The 24588-nt window shown below is 46.6% G+C and carries 25 protein-coding genes and 3 pseudogenes; 17 read left to right on the top strand and 11 right to left on the bottom strand.

Annotated elements, in window-relative coordinates; genetic code table 11:
- Positions 1-118: 118 nt before the first annotated feature.
- The 5 genes and pseudogenes from hemB to mgtE all read left to right on the top strand — a co-directional run bounded on the left by hemB (position 119) and on the right by mgtE (position 5052).
- Positions 119-1126, top strand: a complete 1008-nt coding sequence (hemB, locus tag A5N84_RS04515) for a porphobilinogen synthase (protein WP_143324825.1) — start codon at positions 119-121, stop codon at positions 1124-1126.
- Positions 1123-1923 (top strand): shikimate dehydrogenase, encoded by an 801-nt coding sequence (gene aroE, locus A5N84_RS04510; RefSeq protein ID WP_072281423.1) that lies wholly within the window; start codon positions 1123-1125, stop codon positions 1921-1923. Before hemB ends, aroE begins: the two co-directional genes overlap by 4 nt.
- A gap of 41 nt (positions 1924-1964) precedes the next feature.
- Positions 1965-3018, top strand: a pseudogene (apbC, locus tag A5N84_RS13375) (iron-sulfur cluster carrier protein ApbC).
- Between the two features lie 28 nt (positions 3019-3046).
- On the top strand, positions 3047-3616 hold the full coding sequence (dcd, locus tag A5N84_RS04490; protein WP_072281419.1) for a dCTP deaminase: 570 nt from the start codon (positions 3047-3049) through the stop codon (positions 3614-3616).
- A gap of 38 nt (positions 3617-3654) precedes the next feature.
- Positions 3655-5052, top strand: coding sequence for a magnesium transporter (mgtE, locus tag A5N84_RS04485; RefSeq protein WP_072281418.1), 1398 nt, complete (start codon positions 3655-3657; stop codon positions 5050-5052).
- A 123-nt stretch (positions 5053-5175) separates the two neighbouring features.
- On the opposite strand, the gene gmk is transcribed toward mgtE, so the two are convergent.
- The 3 genes from gmk to rsmI are packed head-to-tail and all read right to left on the bottom strand — an operon-like array spanning position 5176 to position 6624.
- Positions 5176-5790: a guanylate kinase gene (gene gmk / locus A5N84_RS04480; protein WP_072281417.1), complete on the bottom strand. Its 615-nt coding sequence runs from the start codon at positions 5788-5790 to the stop codon at positions 5176-5178.
- A 19-nt stretch (positions 5791-5809) separates the two neighbouring features.
- Positions 5810-5950, bottom strand: a complete 141-nt coding sequence (locus A5N84_RS11660) for a hypothetical protein (protein WP_233119944.1) — start codon at positions 5948-5950, stop codon at positions 5810-5812.
- Positions 5947-6624, bottom strand: a complete 678-nt coding sequence (rsmI, locus tag A5N84_RS04475) for a 16S rRNA (cytidine(1402)-2'-O)-methyltransferase (protein WP_233119943.1) — start codon at positions 6622-6624, stop codon at positions 5947-5949. Before rsmI ends, A5N84_RS11660 begins: the two co-directional genes overlap by 4 nt.
- 15 nt (positions 6625-6639) lie before the next feature.
- Here rsmI and A5N84_RS04470 point away from each other — a divergent pair, with 15 nt between their 5' ends.
- From A5N84_RS04470 to A5N84_RS04460, 3 genes are all read left to right on the top strand, one after another.
- Positions 6640-7011: a YraN family protein gene (locus tag A5N84_RS04470; protein WP_072281415.1), complete on the top strand. Its 372-nt coding sequence runs from the start codon at positions 6640-6642 to the stop codon at positions 7009-7011.
- Between the two features lie 76 nt (positions 7012-7087).
- A complete protein-coding gene (locus A5N84_RS04465; protein WP_072281414.1) occupies positions 7088-8548 on the top strand; it encodes an NAD-dependent succinate-semialdehyde dehydrogenase in 1461 nt (486 codons plus the stop codon).
- A 4-nt stretch (positions 8549-8552) separates the two neighbouring features.
- Positions 8553-8912: a DUF1289 domain-containing protein gene (locus tag A5N84_RS04460; protein ID WP_072281413.1), complete on the top strand. Its 360-nt coding sequence runs from the start codon at positions 8553-8555 to the stop codon at positions 8910-8912.
- Positions 8913-9000: 88 nt separating this feature from the next.
- Here A5N84_RS04460 and A5N84_RS09890 read toward each other — a convergent pair whose 3' ends face one another.
- A complete protein-coding gene (locus A5N84_RS09890; RefSeq protein ID WP_143324824.1) occupies positions 9001-9201 on the bottom strand; it encodes a hypothetical protein in 201 nt (66 codons plus the stop codon).
- Here A5N84_RS09890 and A5N84_RS04455 point away from each other — a divergent pair.
- Positions 9152-10546: a S41 family peptidase gene (locus A5N84_RS04455; protein WP_078055572.1), complete on the top strand. Its 1395-nt coding sequence runs from the start codon at positions 9152-9154 to the stop codon at positions 10544-10546. The genes A5N84_RS09890 and A5N84_RS04455 overlap by 50 nt on opposite strands.
- Here A5N84_RS04455 and rpe read toward each other — a convergent pair.
- Positions 10500-11186, bottom strand: a complete 687-nt coding sequence (gene rpe, locus A5N84_RS04450) for a ribulose-phosphate 3-epimerase (RefSeq protein WP_072281411.1) — start codon at positions 11184-11186, stop codon at positions 10500-10502. The two genes, A5N84_RS04455 and rpe, sit on opposite strands and share 47 nt — an antisense overlap.
- Before the next feature lie 135 nt (positions 11187-11321).
- On the opposite strand from rpe, the pseudogene A5N84_RS13370 reads away from it, so the two are divergent.
- A pseudogene (locus A5N84_RS13370) lies at positions 11322-11537 on the top strand (hypothetical protein); the annotation flags it as partial.
- Positions 11483-11659, top strand: a pseudogene (locus A5N84_RS13365) (biotin--[acetyl-CoA-carboxylase] ligase); the annotation flags it as partial. The pseudogenes A5N84_RS13370 and A5N84_RS13365, both read left to right, overlap by 55 nt.
- Positions 11660-11743: 84 nt before the next feature.
- Here the strand turns inward: A5N84_RS13365 and A5N84_RS11655 are convergent.
- Positions 11744-11887 (bottom strand): hypothetical protein, encoded by a 144-nt coding sequence (locus tag A5N84_RS11655; RefSeq protein WP_233119942.1) that lies wholly within the window; start codon positions 11885-11887, stop codon positions 11744-11746.
- Between A5N84_RS11655 and A5N84_RS04440 the strand changes: the two genes are divergently transcribed.
- Genes A5N84_RS04440 through A5N84_RS04425 form a run of 5 tightly spaced genes read left to right on the top strand, consistent with a single transcriptional unit; the run spans position 11886 to position 15155 of the window.
- A complete protein-coding gene (locus A5N84_RS04440) occupies positions 11886-12740 on the top strand; it encodes a type III pantothenate kinase (RefSeq protein WP_233119941.1) in 855 nt (284 codons plus the stop codon). The two genes, A5N84_RS11655 and A5N84_RS04440, sit on opposite strands and share 2 nt — an antisense overlap.
- A gap of 1 nt (position 12741) precedes the next feature.
- Positions 12742-13389: a neutral zinc metallopeptidase gene (locus A5N84_RS04435; protein ID WP_269844285.1), complete on the top strand. Its 648-nt coding sequence runs from the start codon at positions 12742-12744 to the stop codon at positions 13387-13389.
- A 29-nt stretch (positions 13390-13418) separates the two neighbouring features.
- Positions 13419-13589: a neutral zinc metallopeptidase gene (locus tag A5N84_RS12570; RefSeq protein WP_269844284.1), complete on the top strand. Its 171-nt coding sequence runs from the start codon at positions 13419-13421 to the stop codon at positions 13587-13589.
- Positions 13590-13602: 13 nt separating this feature from the next.
- Positions 13603-14442, top strand: coding sequence for a 23S rRNA (adenine(2030)-N(6))-methyltransferase RlmJ (locus tag A5N84_RS04430; RefSeq protein WP_072281410.1), 840 nt, complete (start codon positions 13603-13605; stop codon positions 14440-14442).
- A 5-nt stretch (positions 14443-14447) separates the two neighbouring features.
- Positions 14448-15155 carry a glutamine amidotransferase-related protein gene (locus A5N84_RS04425; protein WP_072281409.1) on the top strand — a complete coding sequence of 236 codons (708 nt, stop codon included), beginning with the start codon at positions 14448-14450 and terminating at the stop codon, positions 15153-15155.
- Here A5N84_RS04425 and A5N84_RS04420 read toward each other — a convergent pair.
- Entirely contained in the window at positions 15152-15391 is a 240-nt protein-coding gene (locus tag A5N84_RS04420; protein WP_072281408.1) for a hypothetical protein, read from the bottom strand. The two genes, A5N84_RS04425 and A5N84_RS04420, sit on opposite strands and share 4 nt — an antisense overlap.
- 157 nt (positions 15392-15548) lie before the next feature.
- Between A5N84_RS04420 and aat the strand changes: the two genes are divergently transcribed.
- Positions 15549-16283 (top strand): leucyl/phenylalanyl-tRNA--protein transferase, encoded by a 735-nt coding sequence (gene aat, locus A5N84_RS04415; protein WP_078055571.1) that lies wholly within the window; start codon positions 15549-15551, stop codon positions 16281-16283.
- A 436-nt stretch (positions 16284-16719) separates the two neighbouring features.
- Here the strand turns inward: aat and A5N84_RS04410 are convergent, their stop codons facing one another.
- The 4 genes from A5N84_RS04410 to A5N84_RS04375 form a co-directional block, all read right to left on the bottom strand.
- Positions 16720-17463, bottom strand: coding sequence for a hypothetical protein (locus A5N84_RS04410; RefSeq protein ID WP_072281406.1), 744 nt, complete (start codon positions 17461-17463; stop codon positions 16720-16722).
- 215 nt (positions 17464-17678) lie between these two features.
- On the bottom strand, positions 17679-21116 hold the full coding sequence (locus tag A5N84_RS09490) for a putative Ig domain-containing protein (RefSeq protein WP_078055570.1): 3438 nt from the start codon (positions 21114-21116) through the stop codon (positions 17679-17681).
- The gene (locus A5N84_RS04380; protein ID WP_408633838.1) at positions 21083-22168 is read right to left on the bottom strand and encodes a calcium-binding protein; all 1086 of its coding nucleotides are present in this window, start codon (positions 22166-22168) and stop codon (positions 21083-21085) included. The genes A5N84_RS09490 and A5N84_RS04380 overlap by 34 nt, the downstream gene beginning before the upstream one ends.
- The coding region (locus A5N84_RS04375; RefSeq protein WP_332882139.1) for a calcium-binding protein at positions 22081-24588 on the bottom strand (2508 nt) is incomplete at its 5' end. The genes A5N84_RS04380 and A5N84_RS04375, both read right to left, overlap by 88 nt.

The raw sequence follows: 24588 nt of genomic DNA, 5'->3' as shown, positions 1-24588 counted from the left end.
GCGCATTATAAGACCATTTTTCATCATGATTTTTTCTTATCGGTAATCCTTACTCAGCGCCTAGGTAATCCCCGCCTGCCATGCTAGAATTCGCGCTCTTTCTTTTTTGGAGAAAACCATGTTCATCCCCTCTTCTGCCGCCTTTCCCGCTACTCGCAAACGTCGCTTACGCCAAAGCGATTTTGCCCGCAGATTAACCCAAGAATATCCATTAAGCGCCAGCGATTTTATTCTCCCAATCTTTATCACCGATGGGGAGAATAGAAAACAACCCATCGCCTCTATGCCTAATGTTTATCGTCTAAGCATTGACCAAGTCCTGCAAGAAGCGCCTTATTGGCTAGAATTAGGCATTGCGGGCATTGCTCCTTTCCCAGTAATTGACAATGCCCACAAAGACCAAACCGCCACCGCTGCCTATGATGACAATGGACTCATGCCACGCGCTATCCGTGCACTGAAAAAACACTTTCCGCAACTAGGCATTTTTACCGATATTGCTCTTGATCCCTACACCAGCCACGGACAAGACGGCATCCTAGATGAAAAAGGGCAAATCCTAAACGACCGCACCACTGAAATCCTCATCAAACAAGCTCTTTGCCATGCACAGGCAGGCGCAGATTTTGTTTGTCCCTCAGATATGATGGATGGACGCATTGGCGCTATTCGTCAAGCGCTAGAAAGCAATCATTATCCTGACGTTGGCATCATGGCGTATTCTGCCAAATATGCCAGCAGTTTTTACGGGCCTTTTAGAGACGCCGTCGGCTCTGCTGCCAACCTCGGCAAAGCAGATAAGCGCACCTACCAAATGAATCCAGCAAATAGCGATGAAGCCTTGCACGAAGTCCTACTGGATATCAACGAAGGCGCAGACATCGTGATGGTCAAACCAGGCATGGCTTATTTAGACGTGCTTTATCGTGTTAAACAAACCTTCGCCATGCCCACCGCTGTTTATCAAGTCAGCGGTGAATATGCCATGTTGCATGCTGCGGCAGAGAAAGGCTGGCTTAATCTTGAAGCCACCATGATGGAAAGTTTATTGGCTTTTAAACGCGCAGGCGCCACCATCATTTTGAGCTATTTTGCTATCCGCGCCGCGGAGCTACTGCGCCAATGAAAACTTATCGTTGCGCCGTTATTGGAAATCCCATCGCGCACAGCCAATCTCCTGCTCTTCATGAACAATTTGCGCGTGAGGCAGGCATTTCTCTGATCTATGACAAAATCCTCTCACCGCTAGAAGATTTTGAAACAATCGTGCGTGATTTTTTTGCCAAATCCCCTGACACCCGCCCCATTCATTGCGGACTCAATATTACCCTGCCCTTTAAAGTCCGCGCCTACCAACTCGCTGAGCAACACACCGACCACGCCCAGCACGCAGGCGCAGTCAACACTTTTTATCTCAATGCAAAACATCAACTTGTTGGGGATAACACCGATGGCATTGGACTGTGTCGCGCACTCATGCAACACGGATATTCTCTTAAAAACAAGCGCGTGTTACTCCTTGGCGCAGGGGGCGCAGCGCGTGGTGCCTTATATCCACTCCTGCAAGCAGGCGTGCGCGAACTAAGCCTAAGCAATCGCACCCTCTCAAAAGCACAGCAACTTATAAAACCCTATCAATCCCAATTCCCCATAACCCTACTCACCCCCGAAGACTTTAGCACTTCAGCCCCTTTTGATTTCATCATCAACGCCACCTCAGCAGGACTTCACGACGAAACCTTTACCCTCCCCACTCCCCTCATCCACCGCCAAACCTATTGCTATGATATGATTTATGGCAAACCTACCGCCTTTTTGCACTGGGCAGCGCAACACCACCTCCCACATCACGATGGCTATTCCATGCTTGTAGCGCAAGCACGAGAAAGCTTTGCGCGCTGGTTTGGTTCTTCATCGTTCTAATTCGGGATAAATTTCTTCATCGTTCTAATTCGGGATAAATTATGACCTTACACCAATGCATCCAACAATTTTTTGACCCTCAGCTTGAGCGCTACCCCTTTGCCGAAGTCTCTCAAATCAAAGAAAAAGAAAAGCGCCTTACTCTTCATCTTAACTATCGCCTAGATAGTGAACATGCGCGCTGGCAGAACCTCTTAAACGCGCATCTTCATCAACACGGCTTTGCAACTATCGCATTGAATTTAACAGCAGCGTTGCCATTCATCGCGTCCAAACTGGGTTGCGCCCCTTAAAAAACGTCAAAAACATCATCGCCATTGCTTCAGGCAAAGGAGGCGTTGGCAAATCCACCGTTGCCACCAACCTCGCCTGCGCCCTCCAACAACAAGGCGCAAACGTTGGATTACTAGATGCCGATATTTACGGGCCCAGCCAAGCGCGCATGCTAGGAGGCGCACAATATCCACAATCGCTAGATGGTAAAACCATGCAACCCATTGTCCGCCATGGTCTACAAACACTCTCCATGGCAGATTTAGTCGATGAAAATACCGCCATGATTTGGCGTGGACCTATGGTCACTCAAACCCTGCTGCAACTATTGCGTGAATGCCACTGGCAAGATCTTGATTATCTGATTTTCGACCTCCCCCCTGGCACAGGCGATATCCAACTCACCCTCTCACAACAAATCCCCGTTAGTGCGCAATCCTAGTGAGCACTCCGCAAGATATCGCCTTAATCGATGCACGCAAAGCCAAAACCCTATTTGACAAAGTCGCCATCAACGTCCTTGGCATTATTGAAAACATGAGCAGTTATCGTTGTAGCCACTGCGGACATGAAGAAGCCATTTTTGGCACACAAGGCGCCCAAGCGCTTGCCCAAGAATACAACCTTGCCCTACTTGGCACCTTAGCGCTAGACAAACGCATTCGCGAACAAGCCGACCTTGGCACACCAATCGTTCTCTCCCATCCTGATAGCGATATTGCCACACACTACCGCCATATTGCCGCCCGCCTAACCCTAGACCTTGCCAAACAACAGCAAAACCCCAAATCTATCTTCCCAAAAATCGTCATCGAACATTAACCTAATCTAAAGAACAGAAGGATCTTACATGAGCATCAAAAACGACTTATGGATTAGCCAAATGGCACAGCAACACCGCATGATAGAGCCATTTGAACCCAAACTTATCAGCCAAAATTCACACGGTGAGAAAATCATCTCCTATGGCACCTCAAGCTACGGCTATGATGTTCGTTGCGCGCCTGAATTTAAATTATTCACCAACATCAACTCCGCCATTGTTGACCCCAAAAATTTTGACCCGCAAAGCTTTGTCGACGTTAACGCTGACGTGTGCATTATTCCGCCCAACTCCTTCGCACTCGCCCGCACCGTTGAATACTTTCGCATTCCACGCGACGTCTTAACCATCTGCCTAGGCAAATCCACCTACGCCCGCTGTGGCATTATCGTCAACGTAACCCCGCTTGAACCCGAATGGGAAGGACACGTTACCCTAGAATTTTCCAACACCACCACCCTCCCTGCTAAAATCTACGCCCATGAAGGCGTCGCACAAATGCTTTTTTTACAGTCTGACCAAGCCTGTGCCACCTCCTATAAAGACCGTGGCGGAAAATATCAAGGACAAACAGGCGTTACCCTGCCTAAAACCTAATCCCCAGCGACCCCGAAACCACCAACAAAGGAGCATTCATGAGCGAATTGCAAAGCCAACAACTCGAACAAACCCTCAATCACATCCACGAACTAATCGCCCAATACCACGAAGAAGAACCTCATAACGATACCGCGCCCGCCACCCCGCGTACCCAAGAACTCGCCCACTACCTCAACACCTTACATGGCGCAGATATTGCCGATCTTTTGGAATTTCTCTCTTTAGAAGACCGCCTGCTTCTTTGGTCGTTACTCCCCAGTGAGGTTGCCGCCTACGTCCTTATTGAAATCACGCCAACCCTACGCCCAGCGCTTATTGATGCGCTCACACGCCAAGAACTCATCGACATTGTCAATCATCTTGATAGCGAAGAACTCGTTGACATCACCCCCCATATTGAAGACACCGTCTTAAATGAAATTCTAACCACCCTTGATGAACAAGAGCGCCAAGAATTTGACCAAGCGCGCCTTTTTGATGACACCCAAGTCGGCTCACTCATGGACTTTGACCAAATCAAAGTCAGAAACGACGTAACCTGTAGCGTTGTCTTGCGCTATCTTCGCCGTTTTGACACCCTTCCGCCTAAAACCGACCAAATTTTTATCGTCGATGACAGCGACCATCTTGTAGGAACAATTGCCCTACGCACCCTCATCGTCAACGACCCCAGCACCCCCGTTATCGACGTAATGAACACCGATATCCACACCTTCACACCTGATGAAGACGTCGAAGATGCCGCCAACGCCTTCGAGCGCTACGACCTCACCACCGCCGCAGTTGTGGATGAAAACAGACGACTAATTGGACGCCTCACCATCGGCGAAATGGTTGACGTTCTGCGCGCCGTACACGAAGAAGACATGTTCAACATGGCAGGTTTTAGTAGCGTGCAAAACATCTTCTCACCAGTAATTGATGCTTTTAAATCGCGCTGGATGTGGCTTGTTATCAACCTTATCACCGCCTTTGCAGCTTCGCGCATCATCGGATTATTTGAAGGCTCTATTGAAAAAATCGTCGCCCTCGCCTCCCTCATGCCCATTGTGGCAGGATTAGGCGGTAATGCAGGCAACCAAACCATCACCATGATTGTTCGCGCCATGGCACAAAAAACCTTCACTTGGGCGCAAATCAAAACCATGTTGCTCAATGAATTTCTCATCGCCATCTTAAACGGCATTGTTTGGGGCGGTGTATTAGGACTCATCACATGGTGGCTTTATGATTTTGCCAAACTTGGTTTTGTTATGATGCTTGCCATGACCCTAAACCTCATCCTAGCCGCCGCCATGGGCGTATTAATTCCTTACATCATGCAACGCATTGGACGCGACCCCGCGCTTGGCTCTAGCGTTTTAATCACCGCCTGCACCGATTCTGGGGGCTTCTTTATCTTCTTAGGACTAGCCAATATCCTCTTACTCTAACCAATTGGGATTTATCCATAAAAATCCCCTAATACAAGCGCGCATAAAAAAGTTGGCTCACCACATCAAATGAAGCAACTTTTTCTCTTGCCTATCTAACCCATGCCAGCTTATATAACCGCCCTAATGCTGTCCTAACTGTTGAAATAGCGGCTGCAAATCGTCCTCACATCTTTTGCGCTCTAATCGCGCACTGGACAAAATAGCCAAAAGCGCCTGAGTAGCGGTATCAAAATCATCATTTACAATCACATAATCAAACTCTTTATAATGACTAATTTGCTCTTTTGCCTGCGCCATTCTTCGTTCTACCACCGCCAAATCATCCTGCCCCCGCTTAGTCAAACGCACCCGCAACGCCTCTAAAGACGGGGGCAATAAAAACACCGTCCGCGTATCAGGACGACGCGCGCAAATCTGCTGAGCGCCCTGCCAATCAATATTTAAAATCACATCCAAACCGCTCTCTAAAAGCGCATCCACCGTTTTGCCTGACGTTCCATAAGCATAATCAAATACAGTTGCCCACTCCAAAAAATCCCCTTTTTCCACCATCTCAGCAAACACCTGCGCCGCCACAAAATGATAATGCGTGCCATCAATCTCCCCTGCGCGCGGTGGGCGTGTTGTATGCGAAACCGACTCCACCACATAATCCAAACGCTCCACAGCTTGGGCAATCAAAGAAGTTTTCCCCCCACCAGAAGGCGCTGCCACAATCCATAATTGACCCCTCATTCTTCCTCCTTCATTGCAATTAAAAACTGATACACCACCTTTTTTTCACCCCACAATATTCACTCACCAAATTTGATACCGCCTTAGCACCCACCCCAACCGCCTGCAAATCCAGCGCCATCTTCTGCCAATGGTGCGCCTTTGCCTGCACCTGACTCACCCCTCCAGCAATAATACAAACTCCCCCCTCTCTCGATAATCACTGCCTTGCAACCATTGCAACGCCTCCCCAACCGTCAAACGCACAATCTCCTCAAATTGCTTAGTCAACTCCCTTGCCACCACCAACACCCTATCACCATCCAATACCGCCTGCATTGCCGCAAACGTCGCCTGCACACGATGAGGCGCTTCAAAAAACACACAAGTACAACTCAACTGAGAAAAATCGCGCAAAAACGCCAACCGCTCCCCCGATTTTGCTGGAATAAAGCCTGCAAACATAAATTGATTTGCAGACAATCCACTGGCTGATAAAGCCGCCATCACACTACTTGCCCCTGGAATAGGGACAACCCGCACCCCTGATTCATGCGCCAACCCCACCAAAATCGCCCCAGGGTCGCTCACCAAAGGCGTTCCCGCATCGCTTACCAACGCCACCGACTCACCAGCCAACAAACGCACCAACAACAGCTCACTAGCACCGCGCTCATTATGCTGATGCAAAGCCAATAATGGCGTCTCAATGCCATAATGTTGCAACAAACGCCGCGAATGTCGCGTATCTTCACACGCAATACAATCCACCTCTTGTAAAATAACGCGCGCGCGCACCGACACATCATCTAAATGTCCAATCGGCGTCGCCACAATATATAAAACACCACTCATAGGAACCCATCCAGCATGTTTAAAAAAATCGCCCCTCATCTTCAAAAAGGACAACACGGAGAACAACTCGCCCACCGCTACCTAAAACAACAAGGGCTGACTATTGTAGCCAAGAACGTTCGCAACCGATACGGCGAAATTGACCTCATCGCCCAAGATAACCAATCCCTCGTCTTTATTGAAGTTCGCCTACGCCAACATAACGCCCTTGTCAGCGCCTGCCAATCCATAGACCCACGCAAACAACAAAAATGGCAAAAAGCCGCACAGCATTATCTGCAAACCCACTACCGCCAACCGCCTGATTGTCGCTTTGATGCCATCTGCATCACAGAACATCCCAAACAAGCCCCGCAAATTGACTGGCTCAAAGGCATTTTTTTATAAACTCAATAACCGCCTATTTTCTAAAAATTCTCAATGTATTACACTATCCCCCTCAATCTACAGACAAAGACACACCATGAATCTTCAACATCCCAACCTTCTACGCCAACAAGCCTACCTCAACGGACAATGGGTGAGCGCCAAAAGCCAACAAACCCTAGCCGTAACCAACCCCGCTACTGGCGAAACACTAGCGCACGTCCCCAATCTTTCGGCTGAAGAAGCCCAGCAAGCCGTTCATGAAGCGCACCAAGCCCAACATCACTGGGCAAAATTATCCGCCCAAACGCGTTGCGACCACCTTTTAAATTGGTATAACCTCATCCTCAAGCATAAAGACGACCTCGCCCAAATCCTCTCCGCCGAACAAGGCAAACCGCTTAAAGAATCCCAAAGCGAAATTGAATACGGCGCAAACTACATCCGCTTTTATGCCGAACAAGCCAAACGCATCTATGGAGAAACCCTCCCTGCTGCCAACAGCGACCAGCGCATTCTAGTGATTAAACAACCCATCGGCGTTGCCGCTGCCATCACCCCTTGGAACTTCCCCAATGCCATGATTGCCCGCAAAGTTGCGCCAGCGCTTGCAGCAGGCTGTAGTTTTATCGTACGCCCAGCCTCACAAACCCCCTTATCCGCCCTCGCGCTCGCTTATCTAAGTGAGCAAGCACAATTCCCAAAAGGTCTTTTTAATGTCCTTACAGGAGAATCGCAACCACTTGGCGAAGTCCTAACCCAACATCCACTAATCCGCAAATTTAGCTTCACAGGCTCAACCAGCGTAGGGCAAAAACTCTACGCCCAAGCCAGCAAAAACATCACCAAAGTCTCTTTAGAACTTGGTGGCAATGCACCTTTTATCGTCTTTGCAGATGCCGACCTTGACAGCGCCATTGAAGGCGCAATTGCCGCCAAATACCGCAACAGCGGACAAACCTGCGTTTGCGCGAACCGCTTTTATGTCCATAGCAGTATTTATGATGCTTTTATTGAGCGCCTTACCAAAGCCAGCGAAAAACTTCGCCTAGGCAATGCATTTACTGGTAGCCCCGACCTTGGGCCGCTCATTGATTCAAAAGCCGTTGAGCACGCCAACGCCTTGCTTAAAGATGCGCTTACCAAGGGCGCAAGCCTCACCACTGGCGGAAAAATTGACCCCGAACTTGGCGGAACCTATTTCCAAGCCACCGTCCTCAAAGATGCCAACCACAACATGGACTTAGCCCATGAAGAACTCTTCGCTCCCATTGCCGCCATCTATCCTTTTGACGAGGAAGAAGAAGTGATTAGATATGCCAACGACACCCCCTACGGACTCTCCGCCTATTTCTACAGTCGCGACATCGGGCGCATTACCCGCGTTTACGAACAACTGCAATATGGCATTGTCGGCGTCAATACAGGACTGATTTCCAACCCTGAAGCGCCTTTTGGCGGCGTTAAACAATCTGGCATCGGACGTGAAGGCTCACATCACGGCATTGAAGACTACCTCGAACTCAAATACATTCTTCTAGCAGGTATCAACGCTTAACACCATGAGCCAGATAGAATATTTCGCCATCGATAGCCCCTGCCAGCAGCTTTGCCGTTTTAATCGACAGCACATCTGCCGCATTTGCTATCGTAGCCGCGAAGAAAAAAAATATTGGGAGCGCTACACCGACCCAGAAAAACGCCAAGTTCTAAGAAAATGCTACTACCGCAAACGCGCCTACTTAAGCGCTGAATACAGACTTCATCAAACCTCTACACCGCCTACTCCCAACCAACAACTCCAACTTTTTGCCAACAAACCCACCCCTACGCGTAAAGCCAAAATAACCTATCATGACGGACAACTATTCGACGAATCCCCCCAACTTCCCCTATTTGGCAATTTTCCTCAAGAAAACTAACCCACGCCCAACGCCAAAAACATTGAGCCAAACCAGCCAACCCCTTATAATAGCGCGCTTTTACGCCACTAAGAGCCAAGCATGAGCATCATTCGCCCCCTACTTTTAACGCTTCTTTTCCCTCTAACCGCCCACACTCAAACCAACCCCACAGAACCCCCAACACCGAATCAACCGCCACTCCTGAACTCACGCTCACCTCCCTAGAAGCACTCTTACAAAAACCTGATAACGACAATATCCCCTTTGATTCTTTAAAAACATTCGTCGACGTCTTCGATACCATCAAAAAATACTACGTCAACGAAGTCAGCAACCAAGAACTCATTGACAACGCCATACAAGGCATGCTCGCTCGCTTAGACCCCCATTCTGCTTATTTAAGCGAAGCGCAATATCATGATTTTAATCTCACCAGCGACGGTGAATATGCTGGCATTGGCGTTGTTCTTGATTTAAAAGCAGGTTCAATGCAAATCGTCTCCGCCATTGAAGGCTCACCAGCTGATAAAGCAGGGCTTAAAAGTGGCGACATCATCTCACAAGTAGATGGGCAAAACGTCATTGACCTCACGCTAAGCGAAACCGCCAAACTCATGAGCGGCGAAGTAGGCAGCAATGTTAAACTCACTATCTTGCGCGATAATCTCATTCAAGAATTCCAATTTACTCGCGAACTTATCGCCACCAACAGCGTCTCCTCTCGCATGATAGACAACGACCACGCCATCATCCGCCTCACCCAATTTCAAGAAGACACCGCCCAAGCCCTAGAAAAAGAAATCGAATCACTAAGCATCAAATACACCCTAAAAGGTATTATTTTAGACCTGCGCAATAACCCTGGTGGTCTTCTTAATCCCGCCATAGACAGTAGCGACCTCTTTTTAAATGAAGGACTTATCCTCACCATCCGCGGACGCGACAACAGCCAAAGCGAATATTTCCACGCCCAACAAGGCGACCTCTTAAACGGACGCCCCATTGTCGTACTCGTCAATCAAGGCAGCGCCTCAGGCGCAGAAATCATGGCAGGCGCATTACGCGACAACCACCGCGCCATTATTGTTGGACAAACCACCTTCGGCAAAGGCTCTGTACAAAGCATTACCCCCCTCTTTCACGGAGGCGCAGTTAAAATGACCACAGCGCGCTACTACACCCCTTCGGGAGAATCGATTCAAGCACAAGGCATCATTCCACAAGTTGCCCTCACCCCTTTAAACGTTATCGAAGACAAAAAAGAAACGCTTGAAAACCAACGCGAAACCGCTCTACCCAATCATCTACAAAGTCCTAATGCAGGCGCACTCTACACCCAACAACCCCTAAGCGACAAAGAACTGGCACAAACCGACTTCACACTCTATGAAGCACTGAACATCCTAAAAACGCTCACACTTTACAAACCAACCCCACCTCTGCCAACCTCAGCGCACAACCCAGCGCTGAAGCACCTAATGCCAATCCCTCTTCTTCCCAAGCACCTGAAAGCGAATCCGCCAATCCCAGCGAATCATTCGAAAGCGCACTTTCTGATATTAGCTAAGCGTCTAATCCGCCAATTTCTAGCGACGAAACAACGCCCTAATCTTCTAAATCCACCCCTGCCAACTCAGCGCGCATCTGATTAATCACCGCTTGATAATCAGGTGCTTGGAAAATGGCTGACCCCGCTACAAACATATCTGCCCCTGCTTGTGCAATACGCGCAATATTCTCCACCTTCACCCCACCATCAACCTGCAAGCGCACCGCCCGCCCACTGGCGTCAATCCGCTTGCGCACCAAACGCACCTTCTCTACCACGCCCTCAATAAACCGCTGTCCCCCAAATCCGGGATTAACCGACATCAACAACACCAAATCCAATTCATCCAACGTAAAATCCAAATAAGACAACGGCGTTGCAGGATTAAGCACCAATCCAGCCTTCACACCTAAATCCTTAATCAAACGCAGTGAGCGGTCAACATGCGCGCTTGCCTCAGGGTGAAATGAAATATAATCCGCCCCAGCTCGCGCAAACTGCTCAATCAACTCATCCACAGGCGTTACCATCAAATGCACATCAATTGGCGCCGTAATGCCATAATCGCGCAACGCCTGACAAAACATCGCCCCCATCGTCAAATTTGGCACATAATGATTATCCATCACATCAAAATGAATCGTATCCGCGCCAGCAGCCAACACCTTCTCCACCTCTTCCCCCAAACGCGCAAAATCAGCTGATAAAATTGACGGACAAATCCAATACGCTTGCTTAGACATTTTGTATTCCCCTTAACATCACGTAAAATGCGCATTCTAACAATTTTTTTAATCTAACCCACAAACTTTCACCGTGAATATCCCAACCCCTTGGCAACACTTTTTTAAAAGCGCTACTACCAATTTGCGCGCCTAGACTCCACACAACGCTACCTCCGCGAACATGTCAAAACCGCTCATCCTGTTTTTTGCTTAGCCCACCAACAACACCAAGGCGAAGGACAACAAGGCCGTCCATGGCATAGCTCAGCCAGCGCGCTCACCTTCTCCTTTCGCCTGACCTTAGAAGGAAATCCATCTCTTTACCAAGACTCACCCAAGCCATCGCCCTCACCCTCGCCACCACCTTAGACCCCGAAGCCCAACACCTACGCCTCAAATGGCCAAACGACCTCTACTATCAACAAAAAAAACTCGCAGGCATTCTCATTGACAGCCAAAGCAATCAAACCCACACCACCCTCATTATCGGCATTGGGCTAAACCTTGCCGACCCAAACCCAAACCCCCGATACGCCTATTGGCAACATCTAAACCCCCAAGACACCAAAGACACCCTACTCCAACGCCTCATGCCCCCCCTTATTCAATGCCTTCTTAGCTGGCAAAACACCCCCTACCTCCCCATTAACCACCGCTGGAACGACTACAGCCCACCCCAACCACACCCCCCAAACCCTCGCCCACCAACCACACCCCATGTTTATTCTAGGCATTGACCAAAAAGGGCGCCTTATCGCCAAATCCCCCCAACAACCTTTGCAATACCTTACCCAAACCCCGAATTCTTCCCACCTTAACCGACTAACCCCCATGCATCTACTCATCGACATTGGCAACTCTCGTCTCAAATGGCTTTATGGCAAAAGCGTTCCAGGTATCGTTGAAGCCACCTCCTATAAAGATAACTGGCAACAACGGCTTTGGCGTGCATGGCATCTTCTCCCCGAACCCAACACCATCGCACTATCTAACGTCAAAGACCCTAGCTTAAGCGAACAAATCCAACAACTGGTGGATAGTCTTTGGCACAAACCCGTACACTGTTTTATCGCACAAAAACACACCAACCACACCCTCACCGTTGCTTACGAACACCCCGAAACCCTAGGCACAGACCGCTATCTTGCTATGCTAGGCGCTCGTGCACTCACCCAAAGCCCCTTATGTGTTGTCGGATGTGGCACCGCCATCACCTTAGACGTCATTGATGCCAGCGGACTACATCTTGGCGGACTCATCATGCCTGGTATCCGTCTTGCTGAAAATGCCCTACTAAACAACACCCACCGCTTAAAACCCATGCGCTGGAGCCCACAACTCCTTGGCACCGACACCGCCACCTGCATCGGTAGTGGTATTCACCACGCCATCCCAGCAGGTATTGACGCCCTTTTAGACCAACTCGAACAACAACACGGACACTATTTTAAACGCTACGCTTTTGGAGGCGACGCGCAAATCCTATTTGGCAACCTCCCCACCTACTGCATCGAACCCGACCTAATCTTTCGTGGTATGCTAAATCACCTCCATCCTAACCAAGAGAGCTAACATGCGCTGGAAAAACGCCCGTCGTAGTCAAAACATTCAACATCGTAGTAGCCTAAAAGGCGGTAGTATCGGCATTGCTGGACTCGCCATCCTACTGATTGGCTGGTTTTTTGGCATCGATCCACAAACCCTCTTACAAGTTGTTGAAAGCGGCAACCTCTCTTCACAAAATACCAACCAAAGACAAACACCTAACGCTCAATATAGAGAACTTGCTGACTTCACCAGCGTTATCTTAGCCTCTAGTGAAGATATCTGGCAGCCTATTTTTGCCCAACATAATCTGCAATATCGCCCCACCACTCTCATCACCTACGACCACCGCGTCCAATCCGCCTGTGGCATCAACACCAGCGCCACAGGCCCTTTCTACTGCCCCAGTGATGAAAATATCTACCTCGATTTAAGCTTTATTCATCAAATGCAACGCATGGGCGCACAAGGCGATTTTGCCTTTGCATACGTCATAGCCCACGAAGTCGGGCATCATGTTCAAAAACTCCTAGGCACGCTTGGACAAGCGCATAAAGCCATGCAAAGCCTACCCAAAACCCAAGCCAACCAAATCTCCGTTCGAATCGAATTACAAGCCGACTGCTATGCTGGCATCTGGCGCACAACATTGCCAGCAATCGCATTGCCAATCTAAGCCTAGACGCAAACGACCTTATCGAAGGCATGAACGCTGCCCAAGCTATTGGCGATGATCGCCTTCTAGAAGCCGCAGGAGCGCGTATTCACCCTGAGAACTTTACCCATGGCAGCGCCAAGCAACGCCAACATTGGCTCAGTCAAGGCATACAACATGGCAGCTTAAGCCACTGCAACACCTTCAAACACCCACTCTAACCCCAAACCTACCATGCCCAGCTACCGCCACCACTATCACGCAGGCAACCATGCCGATATCCTCAAACACCTCTGCCTCTACCAAGTATTGCAATATTACCTACAAAAACCCAAACCCTTTGTCTACATCGACACCCACGCCGGCATCGGACAATATGACCTAACCGCCCCCCCAGCCACCCTCAACCAAGAATATCAAAGTGGCATTGCGCGCCTAAGCGCATTAAACAACCATCCCGACCCCATCTTTAACGCCTTCCACACACACATAACCCAACACTACCGCCAAAACCTCTACCAAGGCTCATCAAGCCTTGCAGCCCATCTTCTTAGAAAAATCGACCAACTCCGCCTCTTTGAACGCCACCCACAAGATTTTCAACACCTCAAACACAACATCACCCAACAGCGCCCCAAAACCAAAGCCCTTATCCAATGCCAAGATGGATTAGAAGGACTCATCGCAAGCCTCCCGCCTCATAGCCGTCGCGCGGTTTGCTTAATCGACCCCTCCTACGAAGTCAAACAAGACTACCACAGCGTTATTGACACCCTAACCCAAGCGCTTAAACGCTTTTCTCAAGGATGCTATCTGCTTTGGTATCCCCACATCAGCCAACCGCACGCACAAAACCTACCCACCCAACTCAAACGCTTTAGCCACCACAACCACCTACACGCCAGCCTCAATATCACCAAACCCCACACACAAGGACTCTACGGCAGCAGCATGTTCATCTTAAACCCACCCTACACCCTCCCCCCATTCCTTGAAAACCTCCTCCCCCAGCTTAGCCAAACGCTCGCTCAAGACTCACACGCCAACTATCAACTCACCTACCACATCGATTAATCCCCATGAAACAACAACACATCGCCATCATCCTACACAACCCCACCGGCAGCGCTGGTACAATCAGCCAAATACTCCAGCAACGCGGTTATCAACTTGAGCGCTTCTGCCCACTAGATGGCGACCCCCTCCCAAACCCAGACCACTACCATGCAGCCATCGTTATGGGCGGCAAAATGAGCGCAAACGACAAAGAAAAACTCCCCGAACTCCTACAAGAAATCTTATGGATACAAAGCTTTATTAAAAGAAAAAAACCCTTTCTAGGCATCTGCTTAGGCGCACAATTACTCGCCATAGTACTCGGGGCAAACATCACACACCACCCAAAACGCATCGTTGAAATCGGCTACTACCCCATCTATCCCACCCTAGAAGGACACAACAGCATCTTTAAAAACGCCCCCAGTCGCTTTTTTCAATGGCATAACGAAGGCTTCAGCCTACCTGCCAACACCGTCAAACTTGCCGAAAGCGACCTCTATCCCAACCAAGCCTTTCGCTACCAACAACATGCCTATGGCTTTCAATTTCACCCCGAAGCCACCCGCGAACAAATTGAGCATTGGCACCAACGCGACCCAGAAGAACTCACCCACCCTGGTGCACAAACCATCAACACCCAACTAAACTACTGCGCAGACCTCTCTTTTGAAATCCGTACTTGGTTAGAAGAATTTCTCACACAGTGGCTTAATCCCAACTATGATTAATCCCCATCCGAACCCATCTTTGCACGAACAAAAGCCTGCAAATGAATTACAATCAATATCGCATTAGGCACCACAATCGGCCATAGCGGGCCTAGCAACCAACCATAGACCACAAAACACACACAACCCGCCAAATTAACCCACCGCACCAGCGCCAAATTATTTAACAAAAAACTCCCCACCACCAAAGCAGAAGCCAAATACCCCACCCAGTCAACCCAAGCAAATCCACCCATAAAACCTCCTAACTTGCACTTAAAAAAAACCGCGCTAGATTAGCACAAACATTTCTCCACTAGAATAAAGGTCATGAATTGTAGACCAAATAGCCAATCATCCATAAAATACCCCCTCTTGCCACACCCCTGACCAAACACATTACAAAACCACACCATAAAATGCCCAACTCAAAAAACACCCTTTCCCACAAAACCCACCACCCCAACCCCCTTTCCCCCAGCGCAATATGCTCAACCTAACGGACTACTCACCACAGGAGGCGAACTCACCCCCGAACGCGTTTTCTTAGCGCACAGTCAAGGCATTTTCCCTTGGTATGAACAAGATGAGCATCCCCTTTGGTGGTCGCCACCCACACGCGCGCTATTTGCCTGCAAGCAAATGCATTGTAGCCGTAGCCTTAAAAAACGCATCCGCACATTAAACTTTACCATCAGTTGCGATCATGATTTTTCTGCCGTGATTGACGCCTGCCAACACAGCCATGGCGACAGCTGGATAACCCCACTCATGCGCCAAACCTACCAACACCTCCACCATCAAGGACGCGCCCATAGTTATGAACTCTGGGTTAATCATCAATTAGTTGGCGGACTTTATGGCGTAGCGCTCAATCGCGTTTTTTGCGCCGAATCCATGTATAGCCACATAACAGATGCCTCAAAAATTCTTTTAATTGCACTAGCGCACCATCTAACCACGCTTGGCTATGATTACATTGATTGCCAATATCTCACCGTCCATCTTGCCAGCATGGGCGCCTTTGAAATCCCACGGCACCATTATTTACACCTTCTCCACGGCAACCCTGACCGCCTCACCCGCACTTGGCATCAAAATCCCCTTTATACCAACCAACAACTCTATCAAATTATCGCCAGCGCCTAGCTAAGCCCACAACCATCCAAACCCTCAAGCGCAAACTAACGTGGCAACTATGCAACGCCAGCAACTACTAAAACTGCTTCCGCACTTCTAATAATTGCATTAGACACTTTGCATCCTTATGCAATAAAGTAATATAAAAATAAGCAAGTAAATTATAGATAAATGCCTAAAAAATTTTTAGACAATTTGATGATTTATGAGCATTAATCGTTTTATAAGCAAAGGCAGTATAAATAATAATTCCAAAAAATATAAAAACAGTGAGAACCTTTTTATTTAATTATTTTTTCATATCAGTTTTAAATGGATAAAAGCAAAATAATTCCCGAAGCATCAATACTGCAATAATAGAATAACCCCACCAACACTTGTATCAGATGGCAATAAATTATTTAGAATCGTAGTCCAAACATCCTTGGTTTCTTTGTGTATATTGTTATTTTGATTCTCTTGCGTGGTCATGAACTACTCCTTTGTATTCTTGATATTTTAAATCTATGTTAAATTGCTTGTATTTTAAATTTCTTTGTTTTTTTGTACCTAACAAACCCATCATATAGAAAATTATAAAATAATTTACCTGCCAAAATGCTATATAGGAAATAAACACGCTGTAATAAAATTGATCTTCAGTTTGCAACCAACATAAAGAATACATGCCACATCTACCACTACTATGAGGGAGCATCGGTGAAACATAGGCAACTATAATACAAGCAATCATCGAAAATAGCATGAACAACCTTACGCTAAGGCGCTTAAGAAAGCCCCAAAACCCTGCATATCTAATTTCAAGAGTATTTAAAAACAAAAGATTTGCCTCTTTTGCTTTTTTGAAATAAAGATAAGCCCAAATCAAATTAAATATAAATCCAGAAATATAATTAAGATTCCAGCCCGTTGCTCTATACATCGGAATATAAACAGCGGTGAGCGCATTATAAATCGCTTGATTTACTGCCTGCACATCGTCAAAAAGAAAAATTAAAGCGCAAATCATGCAATGCGGTATGAAAAGAATCAACCACACTATGGGTGATTTTTCAAAAACTTCCTCAGTTTTGTTGCGTATTGCTTCAAAAAGAAGTTCATTTTTTTGACGAATTTCCTCACGTCGTTCATCGGCTTTTTGATATTGTTCATAGAGCTTAGTGAGCTGCTCTTCGCTGAGGTTGTGCATAGCAATCCAGACAAGTATTAAATATTTATCCTCTAGTATAACACTTTATTAATCTTAGTAAGAGTATTTATAGCCAACAAAATCAACATACTAAAATAATTCTTGTGAAAAAAATGAGGCAATTAAAACTGCTTTCATTTTTCTATATCTGCTTTATAAATTATTCACAAACCGCCAAACTGCTCAAAAGACTATTGCAAAAATCATTAACGAGCTTATACCGTTGTTTTATCCAGATAATTAGGTGTAATGTCTCCTAAAGTTTGGACTTGCATTGCATGAAGCTCATGGTGGGTGCTGCCATTTGAAAAACTTGCCATCGCTTGGATTAAAGAGTCTGTTTGATGGCGTAATTGCTCATCGTGTTTTGTATCTGGCAATCCTCTTTCTTGATATTGCTGAACGGCTTGTTCAAAACGATTAGTGCTATAAGGTTTTTCATCAATCACAATGGATTCCATGCGACCTTGCGCTGCAAGCGCATAGCGATTCTTAATCACTATGTTATCCTCTGTAGTGCTAAAGCTTAGAATTTGGTCATTACCTTGTCGTTGTAAGCGTATTTCTTCAAGTGTATAACCGTTTAAGACGAGACGGTCGCCTAAACCGCCTTGGTCATCGATAATATCTTTTCCATCTCCTTTATTAAATTGATAAATATCACTGCCTAATCCCCCTTGTAGGAGGTCGTTGCCTTTGCCTCCAATGAGGGTATCGTTTCCGATTAAACCAATGAGCGTATCATCGCCTTTGCCACCTATTAGGGTATCGTTAAACCAGCTACCGCGTAGGGTGTCATCGCCACTTTCGCCTTTAATTGTGCCGCCATTCCAAGGGGTTTGTCGTTTAAGGTTTTGATGGGTGATGTGGATATTTAAGGGGGTTTGCTGACTTAGTCCTTGTGGGTCGGTTGCTTGGATTGTTAGGTTGATATCTTCTTGCCCAATAGGGATGTTGCCTTGTAGTTGCTGTGTGGATGGGCTGTAGTGCAACCAGTTTGGTAGGGCTGTGCCGTCTGCTTGGCTTAGGCTGTAGGTGAGGGTTTCGCCTTCAGGGTCTATAAAAGAATTTGTGGGGAGTTGATAGTGTAAAGGTTGTCCTTCTGCGGCTTCTATCTTAGCGAGAGTGCCTTGGCTTTGAGGGGGGCGGTTGATATTTAAATGGAGAGGGGTGTGGGTTTGATAACCTGCTGGGTCTTGAGCGGTTAGAGTTAAGGTTAATGCTGGGCTATCTAGGGGCGCTGTAGCGCTAAGTTCGCCTGTATGGGCATTAAATTGTAGCCAGTCGGGGAGTTTGCTGTTATCCGCTTGGCTTAGGCTGTAGGTGAGGGCTTCGCCTTCAGGGTCTATAAAATGCTGTAGGTTAAGGGTTGTTGTAAATCTTTGTCCTTCGTTGATTTTTAGTGCTTCGTAGGGTTGGATTAGTTTTGGGGCTTGATTTGCAGCAATTTGCAGGCTGAAGGTTTGCTGGTTGCTTAATCCTGCTGCATCTGTAGCGATAAGTTGCAGGGAGAGTTTCTGTATCCCTGCTGGGGCGTTTCCTGTGAGGGTTTGGGTGTTTTGGTCAAAGTGTAGCCAACTGGGTAGCGCGTTGCCGTCTTTAGTTTGTAGTTCATAGCTTAATGGATGCCCTTCTGGGTCTCTGAATAGATTGTGGCTAAAGGGTTGATGAAAACTTATGGCTTCTGTAATAAAAATATCTTCAATGGCTTGTTGTGGCTCTGGGGGCTGATTCTTTGCAATCATAAGCGTTAATGTTGTTTGCGCTTGTATTCCAGAATTTTCTTGTGCTTTTACAACTAACTGGAGTTCTGGCGTCCCTATTGGAGGCACGCCCTGAATTTTACCAGTATGGCTATCAATCTGTAACCAATCAGGGATTGGCTGACCCTCTATCGTTTCTACGCTAAAAGTGAGCTGATCATTTTCTTTATCTTGAAAATAATCATTGAGATTTGCTTGGATGGCTTCTTTTTCAATAACTGCTAAATGATTGTCTAAAAGTGCCGTTGGCGGTGTGCTGTGATGTCCTCCATGGACTAAATAGTCAATATATTGTTTATCCCATTGCCGAGCAGTTTGCTTAAATACAATATTTGCCTGATGGTTTGCTTTGCCTGACGAATCAATAAGGAAATAATTTTTAAGCGTTATGCTATCTTGTGCATTAAAGCGCAATAACAAATCATTCTCCTGTTGAGTTACTTCACTTTGCATATCGTCTATATCAGAAATAATTAAAGTGTCGCTTTCGCCATTTTCATCAAAGAAATCAATAATATCTTCCCCACCCCCTAGCGCATAATGCACAACATCATAACCAGCAAGCGGCTTAACGATATTATTTTCTTGGTTAAGCGTAATAGTATTATCTAGCGCGTTACCATAGGCAGAAATAGCTCCTCCTGCCAAAATAAGATTTTCAACGTTATCCTCTAAGGTGACATAATCTTTACTTTGCTGGAGGTTACCTTGGCTGTCTTGTGTGATGATAAAGGGGTCAACACTGCGCTCAATTGTATCTATTCCAGCATTATTCATTTCAATAACTTGGTCTCCTAGCTGTAGATGGTTATTAATAACGCGATTGTATTGGTCAATCACATAATAATCATCTCCTGCGCCACCTTGCATGCTATCTGCGCCACCACGACCATCTAAGTAGTTATTACCGCTATTTCCTATTAGACGATTATCTGCCTCATTCCCTAAAGCCTGTGTGTGTTTTTCTCCTAATAAGGTAATTCCTTCTAGCGCGGTATGTTCAAGATTATAATCCCCTTGTGTTTCTACCGTATCAAAGCCATTACCAATTGTTTCAATAATGCTATCTTTTTCATCAATGCGATACGTATCATTTCCTGCACCGCCTATGAGGGTATCTGCGCCTTGTCCACCAACCAACAAATCATCCCCAAGTCCACCAATTAGCGTATTATTTCCTTGATGAGCAAATAATTGATCATCCCCTGCACCACCATCAATCGTTTCTTGACCTTCCCAGCTATGAATAATGTTATTTTCTGCACCAAATTGACTATGAATATTAATCTTTTTCAGGTCTTCTATAGTAATTTCACTCCCATCTGCAAAATGCAAATGTTCAATCCGATGTTGTGCCCCAACAAACCAATCCTGCAACGTCATAATTGACTGCTCGGCAACATTAATAAGCAAATGATTGTCTTGCCGTCTAAATTGTACGGCATCACGTTCAATGCCCTTGCCAAAATAAATATAATCTTCCCCAGAGCGTTCAATCAGCGTATCGTGTCCATCTCCTAATTCATAATAATAAACATCATCACCATTTCCGCCTTTGAGAATATCATTGCCTTGATGCCCCGTAATATGGTCATTGCCATTTTTACCATCAATCACATCATCATATGCACTACCATTTAAAACATCGTCGCCCTCTGTTTCATTTAGCGTTAGGCGTTGAATCTCTTTATCATCCCAAACTTGAGCATTATCAAAAACAATCTGATCAATACCGCGTTTTTCTACCCCATCAACAAAATACTGTTCAACGCGCACGCTGTCTTGGGATTCATTCAATTGAATAAGCAAATCTCCCTGTTCATTTTTAAGACGAACCTTTTCTGCAAGGACGCCTTCTAAGCGCAACGTATTGATTTCATAGCTAGGCAATGATTGCGCAGCAATCGTGTCATGCCATCCCCAATACGGAAATGATAGGTATCATTACCGCTACCTCCACGCAAAATATCATCCCCCCTTCCCCCAAATAGAGCATCATCCCCTTTATCGCCCTCAAGCACATCATTACCTTCCCCACCCTCTAAAACATCTGCGCCTTGACCGCCCTTTAAAATATCTTCTCCAGCGCCACCATAAAGAAAATCATCCCCTTCATCACCCTTTAAATAATCATCCCCTTCATAGCCATAAAGCCTATCATTGCCCTCACCGCCACTAAGCGCATCCGCTCCCTGATAGCCATAAAGCACCTCATCTTGTGGCGTGTGCTGTTGAACAAGTTGCTTAACAGCAGCAATATCCCAACCACTTCCATCTGCAAAACGTATCATTTTAATAGCAGAATCTTCAGCGCCTGCGCGGTTAAAATACTGTTGTACAGTAATGGTTTGATTATTATTTAAATGAAGCAATAAATTATTATCCACGCGGCGTGCTTGAACTTCGTTTGGCGTTATATCATTTAATACAAGCACATCCTCATCCTCTACGCGACCACCCGTATTATCAATACGATCGTTGCCATCTCCTAAGAAATAATCATAACGGTCATTACCCGCGCCCCCAACTAAAACATCCTCTCCTTTTCCACCACTAAGCCAATCATCCCCACTGCCACCATAAAGCCTGTCATTACCCAAACCACCCATCAAATTATCATCACCAGCATAACCATAAAGAACATCATCCCCAGCTTGTCCATCTAATCTATCCACGCCTTGATAGCCATAAAGAGAATCTCCCTGTTCTGTAGAACGCTGCACCAGTGCTTTAACCGTTTCAATTCCCCATACGGTTGCATCTGCAAAACGAATTTCAGCCAACGCATCTGCCGAACCAGTCTCATTAAAATAATTGTCTACCGTAATCTTTTCACCACTAGAAAGAATCAGAATCAAAGCATTTTGTAAACGCGTCGCGCGGATATCTTTAGGATTAATTTGGTGTAGCTCAAGAACATCTGCACCCCCTCCAGTATAAATACGGTCATTGCCATCGCCTTTGTAGTAATGATAGGTATCTTCTCCAGCACCCCCAATAACGTATCATCATCCTTACCACCAGAAAGCGTATCATTGCCCTCACCACCAGAAAGAAAATCCGCCCCCGCGCCACCTTCTAAAACATCATCTCCACCATAAGCCACTATTTTGTCATTGCCTCCCAACCCTTGCAGATATTCTCCTTGGTCATAACCATAAAGATTATCATCTTGCTCTGTCGCTTGTTGCACCAGCGCTTTGACTTGCTCTATCGACCACGTCCCATCGCTAAACTCAATCTTTTCAATGGCATTATGGCTAACATCACTTTCAGCAAAATAATCTTCAATTTGAATCTGCGCACCATCAGCAAGCATTAAAAATAAAGCATGATTCTCACGATAGGCGCGCACCTCTTGCTGAGCGATATCTAGCAATTGCAAAACATCTTGACCCTCGCCCATCCCATCAGCATTCACAATACGGTCATTACCATCCCCCAAGCGGTAAACATAACGATCATTGCCTACCCCACCAATTAAACTATCCGCGCCTTGCCCTCCTTCCAGCCAATCATCTCCTGCACCCCCTTCTAAATAATCCGCTCCAGCTTCACCACGCAAAACATCATCCCCCTCCCCGCCATAAAGCGCATCATCCCCCTCAGCGCCTCTTAATACATCAGCACCTTGATAACCATATAAAACATCATCTTGTGCGCTAGGCTGCTGAACCAAGCGCTTAACCGTCGCAATATCATATACTTGCCCATCTGCAAAACGAATACGCTCTAATTTATACTGACCAGCTGCCTCTTGTTCAAAATAGCGTTGCACAGTAATCCTATCGCTACTATTTTTATGCGCAATCAACAAATCATCATTCTGACGCTTAAAATAAAAATCCTGCGCGTTTAATCCATAGTCAACCGCCTCAGCCTCTTTCCCTTCTTTTGCTACAAAAACAATCTCATCATAGCTATCTAGCGTCTCATTAAAATTAACAACCACATCTTGCCCAAAACCAGGATTAAATCGATATTGATCATTGCCCAAGCCGCCAATTAATTCATCATTACCAACCCCTCCATTAAGAACATCATCCCCATCCCCACTATAAATAAAGTCATCCCCTGCCCCACCATCGATAGAATCATCTCCATCATCCCCATAAAGCGCATCATCATCCGCCCCACCTTGAATCACATCCGCACCAGCCCCACCATGAATCTCATCTCTCCCCACCCCACCAATCAACACATCATCACTGCTATAACCCACAATCTTATCGTCTGCATCACTGCCTTGTATCACTAGCGCTTTAATCTCTGCATGGCTAATCACTGTCCCATCTGCAAAATGCACCGCTTCAATTTGATAACCTGCTGTGGCATCGTCTAGAAAAAAGTTTTTAACCGTTACGCTACCATGTGTTTGAACGCTTAATAATAAATCATTGTCTTTGCGGCTAAATACTGTCTGTTGGGCATCTATGCCTTCTGCAAAAATAAGTCTATCGTGCTTTTTAGCTGTGGGGTCTAGGTCTTCTATAACATCATGACCAAAGTTTGTTGCAAATAGGTAGCTATCGTTGCCTATGCCGCCTTTTAATTGGTCATCGCCAATACCACCAATTAATTGGTCATCTCCTCTGCCACCATCTAGTTGGTCGTTGCCTATGCCTCCAATGAGGGTGTCGTTGCCGTCTTGTCCAGATAATATATCCATGCCATCAGATAGAGCGTCGCGTCCTATGAGTTGGTCGTCGCCGTTGCTGCCTTCTTGGTGGACTAGGGGGAGGGTGTGAATGACTTCGTCGCTTAATTGTGAAGACCATTGTCTTAGGCTGTCTCGGCGCTGTCCTTCATTGGCAAAGGTGAGTAGTAGGTCTTGACCTGTGCTCCAGTGTTCTTTGCCGCCAAAGGCTAAAAACTCTGCCAAATCTACGAAGCCTTTTTTGGGGTCGGCTGCAAAGACTTGGCGGAATTTTTCCTCTACGGCGGTATGATCTAAGCTTAATTGTCCATCTTCTGTTGGCTGGAGTGTTATGGCGTCAAGGTATTGTTTGAGTCGGCTTTGGCTGGAGAGTGCCTGATAGACGCTGTTTAATAAATTATCATAGGCGCGGTCGATGGTTTGGGTGGCTTTTTCTGCTTCTGCTTTGTTTGCAAAAGCTAGTGTGTGGGTATGAATGCCGCTAAATTGGTCTAATATGCCTATTTTATGGGCGTTATCTAGGTAGTAACGCTGCATGTGTTGGTCGATGCTTTCACGAATTTCTGCAATTTTATGACGGTCGCGTGCTGGGATGCCGATGCCTTCTTGTTCTGTGAGTATCCATTGTGCTGCTTTAAACTCAGTGAGTAACTCTGCTGTGCCAAATTCTCCTGTAAGTGCCCATTCTTTTACTAATAGGGGTAA

The organism is Rappaport israeli, from assembly GCF_001888055.1.
In the GTDB taxonomy this organism is placed as follows: Bacteria; Pseudomonadota; Gammaproteobacteria; order Cardiobacteriales; family Cardiobacteriaceae; genus Rappaport; species Rappaport israeli.
The sequence above is the reverse complement of the archived record's forward strand: the minus strand, read 5'-3'. Positions and strand labels throughout refer to the sequence as shown.